11 protein-coding genes are annotated in these 12,073 nt (G+C 61.8%); 4 read left to right on the top strand and 7 right to left on the bottom strand.

Going from position 1 to position 12,073, the window contains the following annotated elements:
• Positions 1-23: 23 nt before the first annotated feature.
• The 5 genes from D9V28_RS05150 to sufB are packed head-to-tail and all read right to left on the bottom strand — an operon-like array spanning position 24 to position 4,095.
• Positions 24-353: a metal-sulfur cluster assembly factor gene (locus D9V28_RS05150; protein WP_121658579.1), complete on the bottom strand. Its 330-nt coding sequence runs from the start codon at positions 351-353 to the stop codon at positions 24-26.
• 9 nt (positions 354-362) lie between these two features.
• Positions 363-1,127, bottom strand: a complete 765-nt coding sequence (gene sufC / locus D9V28_RS05145; protein ID WP_121658578.1) for a Fe-S cluster assembly ATPase SufC — start codon at positions 1,125-1,127, stop codon at positions 363-365.
• Between the two features lie 2 nt (positions 1,128-1,129).
• Complete coding sequence (locus tag D9V28_RS05140; protein WP_121658577.1) at positions 1,130-1,456, bottom strand: non-heme iron oxygenase ferredoxin subunit; 327 nt, start codon at positions 1,454-1,456, stop codon at positions 1,130-1,132.
• A 2-nt stretch (positions 1,457-1,458) separates the two neighbouring features.
• Positions 1,459-2,676, bottom strand: coding sequence for a Fe-S cluster assembly protein SufD (gene sufD / locus D9V28_RS05135; protein ID WP_121658576.1), 1,218 nt, complete (start codon positions 2,674-2,676; stop codon positions 1,459-1,461).
• Positions 2,677-4,095 (bottom strand): Fe-S cluster assembly protein SufB, encoded by a 1,419-nt coding sequence (gene sufB / locus D9V28_RS05130; RefSeq protein ID WP_121658575.1) that lies wholly within the window; start codon positions 4,093-4,095, stop codon positions 2,677-2,679.
• A gap of 362 nt (positions 4,096-4,457) precedes the next feature.
• Between sufB and D9V28_RS05125 the strand changes: the two genes are divergently transcribed.
• Complete coding sequence (locus D9V28_RS05125; RefSeq protein WP_371869989.1) at positions 4,458-5,417, top strand: COX15/CtaA family protein; 960 nt, start codon at positions 4,458-4,460, stop codon at positions 5,415-5,417.
• 39 nt (positions 5,418-5,456) lie between these two features.
• Here D9V28_RS05125 and D9V28_RS05120 read toward each other — a convergent pair whose 3' ends face one another.
• Both D9V28_RS05120 and D9V28_RS05115 read right to left on the bottom strand, forming a co-directional pair.
• Positions 5,457-6,038: an NUDIX hydrolase gene (locus D9V28_RS05120; RefSeq protein WP_244934439.1), complete on the bottom strand. Its 582-nt coding sequence runs from the start codon at positions 6,036-6,038 to the stop codon at positions 5,457-5,459.
• A 10-nt stretch (positions 6,039-6,048) separates the two neighbouring features.
• The gene (locus D9V28_RS05115; protein WP_121658572.1) at positions 6,049-6,969 is read right to left on the bottom strand and encodes a heme o synthase; all 921 of its coding nucleotides are present in this window, start codon (positions 6,967-6,969) and stop codon (positions 6,049-6,051) included.
• Between the two features lie 251 nt (positions 6,970-7,220).
• Here D9V28_RS05115 and tkt point away from each other — a divergent pair, with 251 nt between their 5' ends.
• From tkt to D9V28_RS05100, 3 genes are read left to right on the top strand one after another with little or no spacing between them, the layout of a single operon-like run.
• Entirely contained in the window at positions 7,221-9,311 is a 2,091-nt protein-coding gene (gene tkt / locus D9V28_RS05110) for a transketolase (protein ID WP_121658571.1), read from the top strand.
• A gap of 22 nt (positions 9,312-9,333) precedes the next feature.
• Positions 9,334-10,446: a transaldolase gene (tal, locus tag D9V28_RS05105; RefSeq protein WP_121658570.1), complete on the top strand. Its 1,113-nt coding sequence runs from the start codon at positions 9,334-9,336 to the stop codon at positions 10,444-10,446.
• Positions 10,443-12,053: a glucose-6-phosphate isomerase gene (locus tag D9V28_RS05100; RefSeq protein WP_121658569.1), complete on the top strand. Its 1,611-nt coding sequence runs from the start codon at positions 10,443-10,445 to the stop codon at positions 12,051-12,053. The genes tal and D9V28_RS05100 overlap by 4 nt, the downstream gene beginning before the upstream one ends.
• Positions 12,054-12,073 lie beyond the last annotated feature (20 nt).

The raw sequence follows: 12,073 nt of genomic DNA, 5'->3' as shown, positions 1-12,073 counted from the left end.
GAGGGCATTCGAACACGAGCTGGTTAGATACTGAAGCCGAGCGCGCGCATCATGTCGCGACCGTCGTCCGTGATCTTCTCCGGACCCCACGGCGGCATCCAGACCCAGTTGATCCGGAACGCCTCGACGACGCCGTCCAGCGCCTGCGCGGTTTGCTCCTCGAGCACATCGGTGAGCGGACAGCCGGCGCTGGTGAGCGTCATGTGGATGACGAGCGCATCGTTCTCGTCGTCCCAGCCGAGGTCATAGATGAGCCCGAGGTCGACAACATTGATCCCGAGTTCGGGATCCATTACGTCCTTGAGCGCCTCTTCGACCTCGTCGAACTTCTGCGGACTGAGCGTTGTTACCATGACGTTACTTTAGACCGTAGCTTCGTCGGTGAGGAAGCGGTCGTAGCCTTCGTTCTCGAGACGGTCGGCGAGCTCGGGTCCACCCTGCTCGGCGATGCGTCCGTTGACGAACACGTGAACGAAGTCCGGGCGGATGTAACGGAGAATGCGCGTGTAGTGAGTGATGAGAAGCACGCCGAGGTTGGTGTTCTCCTTGGCACGGTTCACGCCCTCAGACACGATCTTGAGTGCGTCGACGTCGAGCCCGGAGTCGGTTTCGTCGAGAACAGCGAAGGTCGGTTTGAGCAGCTCGAGCTGAAGAATCTCGTGACGCTTCTTCTCGCCGCCGGAGAAGCCTTCGTTGACGTTACGCTCGGCGAAGGTCGAGTCCATACGGAGGTTCTTCATCGAGCTCTTGACGTCTTTGATCCAGTGACGGATGGGCGGTGCCTCACCGTCGATGGCCGTCTTGGCTGTCCGGAGGAAGTTCGTCACTGTCACACCTGGGATTTCGACCGGGTACTGCATGGCGAGGAACAGGCCAGCGCGTGCGCGCTCATCGACGCTCATCGCGAGCACGTCCTGGCCATCGAGCGTGATCGACCCGGAGTCAACCGTGTACTTCGGGTGGCCGGCGATCGTGTAGGCCAGCGTCGACTTGCCCGAGCCGTTTGGTCCCATGATGGCGTGGGTCTCACCCTTGTTGATGGTGAGGTCGACACCGCGCAGGATCGGCTTGGTGCCCTGGTCGGTCTCGACGCTGACGTGCAGGTCGCGGATTTCAAGTACAGCCATTGCTAAATCTCTTTCGTTACGGAGGTGTCGATGAAAATGGTGCCGTCAGCCAGCTCGACGGAGTAGACGGGGACCGGCTCGTATGCCGGCAGCGTCAGGGGCTTGCCGGAAAGGAGCGAGAACTGTGAACCGTGCGCCCAGCACTCCAGGGTCTCCCCCTCGACGAATCCCTCGCTGAGCGAAATGTCGCCGTGAGTGCAGGTGTCACCGATTGCGTGAATGTCACCGGCCGAATCAAGCACGAGGGCGATGGGGGTGCCTTCAACGACAACCCTTTTCGCTTCGTTTGTCTTCAAATCGGTCACGGCGCATACCTGGGTTCGTGCCACGTTCAGCTGCCGTCCGTCGACAGTCGTGTGCGGGTGAGCTCCTGCTCGATCGCGTCCTGAAGCTTCTCCTGAAGCTCCGGGTCGCCGATCTGCTGCACGATGTCGGTGAGGAATCCACGAACGACGAGGCGACGTGCTTCATCTTCGCGGATGCCACGCGCCTGTAGGTAGAACAGCTGCTCGTCATCGAAGCGGCCGGTAGCACTTGCGTGTCCGGCGCCGGCGATGTCACCGGTTTCGATTTCGAGGTTCGGAATCGAGTCAGCCCGGGTGCCGTCGGTCAGGACGAGGTTGCGGTTCTGTTCGTAGCTGTCGGTTCCCGTCGCGCTCTGGCGAATGAGAACGTCGCCGATCCATACGGTGCGAGCGCCAGTTCCCTGCAGCGCGCCCTTGTAGTTGACCCGGCTGCGGGTGTGCGGTGCGTCGTGGTCGACGTACACCTGCTGCTCGAGGTGCTGGCCTGCGTCGGCGAAGTACAGCCCGAGCGCGTCAACGTCAGCGCCAGTCCCGACGAGGTGCGTCGACGGGTTGATCCGGACGACACTTCCTCCGAGCGTGACGACGACGTGCTTGATCTTCGCGTCGCGTCCCACCTTCGAGAAGTGCGAAGCCAGGTGAACAGCATCGTCGTCCCACTGCTGAACAGTCACCACGGTGATGTTCGCGGCGTCGCCGACAATGATCTCCACGTTCTCGGTGAGGCGCGCTTTGCCGGTGTTGTGCAGGATGATGAGTCCACGGCTGAGCGGCTTCGCTTCGATCACTGTGTGTGCTGCCCGAGGTGCCGAACCCAGGTTCGCCCGCTCAATACGGACAGTACCGGACTCCTCACCACTGATGGTGATGGAGAGAGCCTTTTCGACCTGGCTCCACGCGTTCGCAGCGGCCCGATCTTCGGGCTTTCCTGCCGTTCCGATGCGGGCATCAGAGCGGTTCACCCACTCGACGCTCACTCCGGGCGCTTCGGTGACGGTGAAGTTGTACTCTGTCCCGTCAAGCTGGCCGTCGATCAGGTCGGAGACACGATCAACAGGGGTAAGTTTCCAGGCGGCTTCCCTGCCGGTGACAGCGGGAAAGTCGGTGACGTCGGTCGAAGCGAAGCGTTCGGACCGGGTCTGGATCGGGACGAGTCCCCATCCGCCGTCTGTGTGCTTCTTATAACCGAGCGCTCCGGTGTTCTCGAGCTTGGTCGTCGTAGTTTCTGGCGCAGAGATCGTCATTTAGCCGACTGATCCTTCCATGCCCATTTCAATGAGCTTGTTGAGTTCGAGAGCGTATTCCATGGGGAGTTCGCGGGCGATGGGCTCAATGAAGCCGCGCACGATCATGGCCATGGCCTCGTCTTCGGGCATGCCTCGGCTCATCAGGTAGAAGAGCTGCTCTTCGCTGACCTTGGAGACCGTCGCCTCGTGTCCGAGCTGGACATCATCCACACGGATGTCGATGGCTGGGTAGGTGTCGCTTCGGGAGATCGTGTCGACGAGAAGAGCGTCACAGCGAACGGTGTTGGCGGAGTGGTGAGCGTTGGCGTCCACTCGAACTTCACCGCGGTATCCGGCACGGCCGCCGCCACGGGCAATCGACTTCGACACGATGGAGGACTGCGTGTGGGGTGCCATGTGGATCATCTTGGCGCCGGCATCCTGGTGCTGTCCCGGCCCCGCGAATGCGACTGACAGGGTCTCGCCCTTGGCGTGCTCACCCATGAGGTAGATGGACGGGTACTTCATGGTGACCTTGGAACCGATGTTTCCATCGATCCACTCCATCGTCGCGCCCTCTGCGGCCGTGGCTCGCTTGGTGACGAGGTTGTACACGTTGTTCGACCAGTTCTGGATCGTCGTGTACCGAACGCGAGCGTTCTTCTTCACGATGATTTCGACGACAGCCGAGTGCAGGGAGTCCGACTTGTAGATCGGAGCGGTGCAACCTTCGATGTAGTGGACGTAGCTGCCCTCGTCCGCAATGATGAGCGTTCGCTCAAACTGGCCCATGTTTTCCGTGTTGATACGGAAATAGGCCTGCAGCGGAATCTCTACGTGCACGCCAGGCGGCACGTAGACGAACGAGCCACCCGACCAGACGGCCGTGTTGAGTGCGGCGAACTTGTTGTCACCGGAAGGGATTACGGTTCCGAAGTACTCCTCGAAGAATTCCGGGTGTTCCTTCAGCGCGGTGTCGGTGTCCATGAAAATGACACCCTGGCGCTCGAGGTCCTCGTTGATCTGGTGGTAGACAACCTCGGACTCGTACTGCGCAGCGACGCCGGAGACAAGCCGCTGCCGCTCAGCCTCGGGGATACCGAGCTTCTCGTAGGTGTTCTTGATGTCGTCGGGGAGGTCTTCCCAGGTCTGAGCCTGCTTTTCCGTCGACCGGACGAAGTACTTGATGTTGTCGAAGTCGATCTCTGAGAGATCGGCGCCCCACATGGGCATCGGCTTACGCTCGAAGAGAGCGAGCGCTTTCTGGCGGCGAGCGAGCATCCACTCGGGCTCGGCCTTGAGGGCGGAGATGTCTGCAACAACTTCGGGAGAAATACCACGGCGTGCTGAAGCACCTGCAGCATCGGAATCAGACCAACCGAATTCGTATTGCCCAAGGCTTTCCAGCTCGGGGCGGTCTATCAGAACGTCTGACATGTCAACCTCTTTCCTTACAGCTTGCGTAACAGCTTCTTCGCATCACGCATTCCCGCGCACGCCGAACCTGCGGTGATCTCTTGGATCCCCGTAGTCTCGAAAGTGTGCGGGCCGCTGAAATGCATACCTACAATGTTCAAGGACCAAGCTGCGCTGCCCAACGTCAGGATCGGCGGATTGCCGAGACGCATTGCCTGAACCCAATAATTCTACAGGCAGGCGCGGTAAATTGCAGTAAACCTGCTGGCAGTCACAGCAACAACACAACTACCCCCATAACTTTTCCAGCCGGCAGCGGCGGGGCGCCCAGCACCCACTGTCCAGGCGGGCGAGCCGGCACCAAGCAAGAGGAACTGACGAGAGTGAACGCGATCACGAAGGCAGCACAGCGATTCTGGAACTGGCTTCCAACGGAGGTTGATCGTCGGGTGCGGGTGGTCGCATGGCTCAACCTCGTGGCGCAGACCGCGCTGGTGGGGACCGGAGGCGCGGTTCGGCTCACAGGCTCGGGCCTCGGCTGCCCGACCTGGCCTCGCTGTACGGCGGAGTCGTTCATCAGCACGCCAGAGATGGGGATCCACGGCGTCATTGAGTTCGGCAACCGAACCCTGTTCTTTGTGTTGCAAATCATCGCCCTGACGGCGCTGCTCTTCGTTCTGAAGTACCGTCGCCAGCGCCGCGACCTTTTCATCCTGACGTTGATTCCGGCGTGCAGCGTGCTCTTCCAGGCCGTCGTGGGCGGCATCACCGTGCTCAGCGGTCTCAATCCGTATGTCGTCGGACTGCACTTCGTGTTGAGCGTTGTTCTCGTCGCCCTCGGCTCCGTCCTCGTTTATCGCGTTTATCACGGCAACGGCGACCGGACCCTGGCAGTCCCCCGCTGGTACGCCATCACCACTCACATCACTTCCTTCTTTGTGGCCGTCACGGTGATCGTCGGCATCCTCACCACGGGATCCGGCCCGCACGCCGGAGACTCCGGAGCCGCACGCAACGGGCTCGACTCTGAAATCCTCCAGCACCTCCACGCATGGCCGGCGTACGTGACGTTCGGCCTGACTCTTGTGCTTCTCGTCGCGGCCTGGGCCCTGCGCCTGGATTCGCAGCGACGAATCGTGGTTGCTCTCGTCGCCGTCGAACTCGTCCAAATCGCTGTCGGACTCGCTCAGGCCCGGATGGGACTTCCCGAAATCCTGGTCGGGATTCACATGGTTCTCGCCTGCGTACTCACGGCGGTGATGACGATAACCGTCCTCAGTCTGAAAGCGACAGCATCCGTTCGCTCAGGAACGGCGCCGGCCGAGGCCATTCGGGCGTACTAGGCGTCCGCGACCTCGCGGGAACTACGGCGTCGGCTCCGGCTAGCTCACAGCGGATGCGGCTGCCACGACTCTTGCGACCCGGCCGGGAAAGCCATCAGGCACCTCCGTCGGAAGCGCGCCGACCGGCCACCACCGAACATCGTCGCTTTCGTCACTGGTGATCGTCGGCAGCGCCGGGTCTGCGATCGCAACGAAGCCGACGTCCCAGTGCACGTCGCACTTGGAAAATCCGGCGTGCAGGCTGTGGCGGTCGACATCGATCGGTTCAGGGCTGAGCGGTGTTACGACGATGCCAGCCTCCTCCGTGGCCTCCCGGAATGCTGCAGCCGAAACGGTGCCGTCCGCGGCCTCGATGTGGCCCCCGAGCTGAACCCAGAACCGCCCCTTTTTGTGGAAGCAGAGCAGGACCGCAGAGAGGTCCTCTGTGAAGACAAAGCAACTGGCCGTGAGGTGCGATCTGCTGGCGTTCCGATCGAGAGCGGCCGGGCCGGTTGCAGTGAGGTACTCGAGGTAATCGTCGCGCAAGCGCGCCTGGGCGGGCGTCGCAGGTTGCCACAGGTCGAGACGGCGCTCGAGGTCGGCCAGGAGCGCTAGCGGATTCACGTCGCGGCGCGTTGGCACTGGCCGGATATCAGAACGGCAGAAGCGGGTCGATGCCGACCGCGAGGAACAGCAGCGTGAGGTAGCTGATCGAACCGTGGAAGACGCGCATGGGTGACACATGCTCGTGACGGATCGCGAGGTTATAGAGACGGTGGGTCTCGAAGATAAACCAGCCGCCCGAAACGACCGCAACCCCCGTGTAGAGAACCCCCATGGAAGCAACGGGCACGAGGAGCAGCGAACAGGCGACGGTTGCCCACGCATAGAGGATGACCTGAAGGCCTACCTGCGCACGACCACGAATGACGGCGAGCATCGGAACGCCAGCAGACTTGTAGTCGTCGCGGTACTTCATCGACAGCGGCCAGTAGTGGGGTGGAGTCCACAGGAAGACCACGGCGAAGAGAATGAACGGTGCCCAGCTCAGCGAGTTGGCGACGGCAGCCCAACCGATGAGGACAGGGAAGCAACCGGCGATTCCGCCCCAGATGATGTTTTGGCTCGTCCAGCGTTTGAGCCAGAGGGTGTACACAACGACGTAGAAGAAGATCGCGCAGACCGAGAGCGCCGCGGTCAGCGTGTTCGTGGTGAAGTACAGCCACACGGTTGAAAGTATGGTCAACGACCAAGAGAAGACGAGGGCCTCTCGCGGCGAAAGAACCCCTGTCACCAATGGACGATTCTTCGTCCGTTTCATGACCTTGTCGATGTCGCGGTCGATGTAGCAGTTGAAGGCGCCGGCAGCCCCGGCACTCATCGCCCCGCCGATCACTGTGGCGAGAACGAGCCACAGGTTCGGGATGCCACGCTCCGCAAGGATCATCACAGGAACCGTTGTGACAAGGAGCAACTCCATCACCCGAGGTTTGGTGAGAGAGATGTAACCCTTGACTTTTTCGACACGTGTCACACTTTTCAGCGCGACGCGGTCCTCTACTGCAATGTTCATCGCTCCTCTAACGGGTGGACTTCAACCTCAATTCTAGGTCATCGGTCGCTGCGCGTAATGTCCGGCGGCCGTTCAGACGCATTACCTATACTGGAACTGCTCGCCAAACTGTTCGCTGGCTCACACAACCCAGACTCTCGAAGTACGGGTGAAGTCTGTCCATCGGCGCCAATGAAGCCAACAGGCGTGGGAACACGCTTCATCGGTGGGTCAGAGATGGCCCCTGATTCGAACGAGAAGGGTCCAATATAGTGGCAGCTTTGCAATGGAACTCCATTGACGACACAGCGGTGAACACAGCGAGATTGCTCGCAGCAGACGCGGTGGAGAAGGTAGGAAACGGGCACCCGGGCACGGCCATGAGCCTCGCCCCCGCAGCGTACCTCCTGTTCCAGAAAGTGATGCGCCGTGATCCCAAGGACCAGAACTGGCTTGGCCGCGACCGCTTCGTCCTCTCAGTTGGGCACAGTTCGCTTACGCAGTACGTCCAGCTGTACCTGGGCGGATACGGACTGGAACTTGAGGACCTCAAGGCACTTCGTACGTGGGGTTCACTCACTCCGGGTCACCCCGAGTACGGCCACACGGACGGAGTGGAGATCACAACTGGTCCGCTCGGACAGGGCCTCGCCTCTGCCGTTGGCTTCGCATACGCTGCACGCTACGAGCGTGGACTTTTTGACCCGGACACAGAAGCAGGCAAGAGCCCGTTCGACCACTTCGTCTACGTGATCGCCGGCGACGGAGACCTGCAAGAGGGCATCACCAGTGAAGCGTCGTCCCTCGCTGGCCACCAGCAGCTCGGCAACCTGATTGCCATCTACGACAGCAACCAGATTTCGATTGAGGACGACACAAACATCGCCTTCACCGAAGATGTTGCGAAGCGCTACGAGTCCTACGACTGGCACGTGCAGACCGTCGACTGGAAGAAGACGGGCGAGTACGTCGAAGACGTCCAGGCTCTGAACGACGCGATCGAGGCGGCGAAGGCCGAGTCCAGCAAGCCGTCGCTCATCATCCTCAAGACCATCATCGGATGGCCAAGCCCCAAGAAGCAGAACACCGGAAAGATCCACGGATCCGCCCTCGGTGCCGACGAACTCGCCGCTGTCAAGGAAGTACTCGGCTTCGACCCGGCCGAGAGCTTCGTCGTTTCTGACGAGGTCATTGAGCACACTCGCAAGGCCATCGATCGTGGCGCAGATCAGCGGGCTGAATGGCAGGTTGGCTTCGACGCGTGGAAGAGCGCCAACCCAGACAAGAGCGCACTGCTTGACCGCCTTCTGGCAGGCGACCTGCCCGACGGCGTTGAGGATGTCCTCCCGGTCTTCGAGCCCGGCAAGGAGGTGTCGACACGTGCCGCATCTGGCAAGGTCCTCAACGCGCTCGGACCCGTTGTTCCCGAACTCTGGGGCGGCTCAGCCGACCTCGCCGAGTCGAACAACACGACGATCGAGGGCGCTTCCTCCTTTGTGCCGGCCGAGCACTCCACACACGAGTGGACCGGCAGCGAGCACGGCCGAGTTCTGCACTTCGGAATTCGCGAGCACGCCATGGGAGCCATCCTCAACGGCATTGTCCTCCACGGCCCGACCCGCGCATACGGCGGAACCTTCCTCATCTTCAGCGACTACATGCGCCCAGCGGTGCGCCTCGCTGCGCTCATGAACGTGCCGTCCATTTTCGTATGGACTCACGACTCAGTGGCTCTGGGCGAAGACGGGCCGACGCACCAGCCGATCGAGCAGCTGTCGACCCTGCGTGCCATCCCGAACCTCGCAATCGTTCGGCCGGGTGACGCAAACGAAGTCAGCTACGCCTGGCTCGAGATCCTCAAGCGACGCGGCGGGCCAGCCGGTATCGCTCTTACCCGCCAGAACATCCCGGTCTTCGAGCGTGGTGACGGCGAGGCCAGCGGAGACACCTTCGCTTCGGCCGCCAACGTCGCCAAGGGGGCATACGTACTGGCTGAGGCTCCCAACGGAACGCCAGACGTCATCCTTATCGCAACGGGCTCTGAAGTGCAGCTCGCAGTGAACGCTCGGGAAACGCTCAAAGCGGACGGCATCAACGCACGCGTTGTCTCAGTGCCATGCCTCGAGTGGTTCGAGGAACAGGACGAGTCTTACCGCGAGTCGGTTCTCCCGAAGGCGATCACCGCCCGGGTATCGGTCGAGGCCGGACTGGCCCTGACCTGGACAGGGATTGTCGGCGACCAGGGTCGTTCCGTATCGATCGAGCACTTCGGCGCCTCCGCTGACTACAAGACCCTGTTCAATAAATTCGGCATCACCACCGACGCCGTCGTTGCCGCCGCCAAAGAATCACTCGGCAAGTAGACGCCGGTAAAAGGAGAAGAACATGACGAACTCAACACCAACCACAAAGCTGTCAGACGCTGGAGTCAGCATTTGGCTCGATGACCTCTCACGCGGACGTATCGAGACCGGCAACCTCCAGGAACTCATCGACACCAAGAACGTTGTCGGAGTGACCACCAACCCGACGATCTTCGCTGGTGCTCTGAGCAACGGTGAGGTCTACGCAGCGCAGGTCGCCGAGCTGGCCGCCGCAGGCAAGAATGTGACCGAGGCGGTCTTTGAGATCACCACGGACGATGTGGCACGGGCATCGGACATCTTCCGTCCGGTCTTCGACGCATCGAACGGCTACGACGGGCGCGTCTCGATCGAGGTCGAACCGGGTCTCGCTCACGATGCGCAGGGCACCATCGAGCAGGCCAAGGCGCTGTGGGCCAAGGTCAACAAGCCCAACGCAATGATCAAGATCCCCGCGACCATTGAGGGCCTCGAAGCCATCACTGAGACGATCGCCGCAGGCATCAGCGTGAACGTCACGCTGATCTTCAGCCTCGACCGCTACCGGGCGGTCATCAATGCCTACCTGACCGGACTCGAGAAGGCAAAGGCCGCTGGAATTGACCTGTCGACCATCCACTCGGTCGCTTCGTTCTTCGTCTCGCGCGTTGACACCGAAATCGACAAGCGACTGACTGCGATCGGCACGGACGAAGCTCTCGCACTCAAGAGCAAGGCGGGCGTAGCAAACGCCCAGCTGGCATATGAGGTCTTCGTTGAGTCGTTCGCGACCGAGCGCGCCGAAACCCTTCTGGACGCCGGCGCGAACAAGCAACGGCCGTTGTGGGCATCAACCGGTGTCAAAGACCCGAGCCTTCCCGACACCCTTTACGTAACACAGCTTGTCGCCAACTCGGTCGTCAATACGATGCCCGAAAAGACCCTCGAAGCGACATTCGATCACGGTGTCATCGAGGGCGACAGCGTGACCGGTTCGTACGCGGACGCCAATGAGGTTCTCGACGCGATCGCTGCACAGGGCATCTCCTACGACGACGTCACCCTCCTTTTGGAGAAGGAGGGTGTTGAGAAGTTCATTGTGTCCTGGAACGAGCTCCTCGATACCGTCACCGCTGCTCTCGAGGCCGCAAAATGAGTTTCAGAATCCACGTGAGCGGTGCGGCACGCGATGCCGTCACCGCTGTCGTTCCGACACTCGTCACCGACCTGGTCGCGTCGGGCATCACCGGTCAGAACCCTGCACTGTGGGGCCCAGAGGCTGAGGAAGAATCCGCCAAGCGCCTGGGTTGGACGGAAGCGACAACCGTCTCCCGTCCGCTGGTGGCCGAGATCGAGGCGCTCCGCGCCGAATTGACGGCCGCTGGTATCGATCACATTGCCCTCGCCGGCATGGGCGGGTCTTCTCTCGCCCCTGAGGTCATCACCCAGACGCTGGGTGGCAACCTGACCGTGCTCGACTCGACTGCCCCCGGTCAGGTTCTCGCGGCTCTGGCGGACCGGCTCGCTTCGACAGCGATCGTTGTCTCGTCAAAGTCCGGATCGACTGTCGAGACCGACAGCCAGCGCCGGGCGTACGAGAAGGCGTTCACCGACGCGGGAATCGACCCCCGCGAACGCATCATCGTCGTCACCGACCCCGGGTCGCCTCTCGACGCATCAGCCCGCGAAGCCGGGTACCGCGTCTTCAACGCGGACCCGAACGTTGGCGGCCGGTACTCGGCGCTCACAGCATTCGGGCTTGTGCCCTCGGGGCTCGCCGGAGTTGACGTCGGCGCGCTGCTCGACGAAGCAGACTCTGTAGCCGTCGAGCTCTCGATCGACGACAAGCACAACCCCGGTCTCATCCTCGCCGCGGCGATCGCCGGAACGTCACCGCTTAAGGACAAGCTGGCCATCGTCGCAGACGGCACCCACATCGTCGGTTTCCCCGACTGGGCTGAGCAGCTCCTCGCCGAGTCGACCGGAAAACAGGGAACCGGGCTGCTCCCCGTCGTGGTGGACACTCTGTCACCTGAGGTGACTGAGCCTCAGGCTGACGTTCAGGTCGTTCGCCTGGTCGACGACGCCGACGCGCCTCACCTGTTTGCCAAGGATCGTCACAAGGGTGAGATTCTCGTGAGCGGTACGCTCGGGGCCCAGATTCTGGTGTGGGAGTTCGCGACAGCTGTCGCCGGTCGCATCCTCGGCATCAATCCGTTCGACCAGCCCGACGTCGAGTCGGCCAAGATCGCCACGCGCGGCCTCCTGGACGCACGACCCGAGCCAAGTGCACCGCTGTTCGTCGAGAACGGCATTGAGGTGCGCGGGGACGCGGCATTCCTCGAAGGTGTCACGACGGTCCGCGGAGCGATCGAAGCGCTTGTCGGTTCGATCGGTAGCGACGGCTATCTCGCCGTCCAGGCCTACGTCGACAGGCTCGCGCTTCCGCAACTCGCGGGTATCCGCCAGCTGCTCGCCGGAAACGCTCAGCGTCCGGTGACCTTCGGCTGGGGCCCGCGGTTCCTGCACTCAACGGGCCAGTTTCACAAGGGCGGACCGGCTGTTGGAGTGTTCCTTCAAATCACCGAGAACGCTCCGGTTGACCTGGAGATCCCCGGTCGCCCGTTCACGTTCGGCCAGCTCATCCAGGCGCAGGCGCAGGGCGACGCGACGGTCCTGGCCGAGCACGGTCGCCCTGTGCTCGTACTCAACCTCACCAACCCCGAGAACAACATCGTCTCGTTGTTTGAGGCTGTCAACTAAGTTCATCCGAACCGGATCCC

The sequence above is a fragment of the Mycetocola zhadangensis genome (assembly GCF_003668565.1).
In the GTDB taxonomy this organism is placed as follows: domain Bacteria; phylum Actinomycetota; class Actinomycetes; order Actinomycetales; family Microbacteriaceae; genus Mycetocola_A; species Mycetocola_A zhadangensis.
Note: the sequence above shows the minus strand (reverse complement) of the source record. Positions and strands in the feature narration are given on the sequence as shown.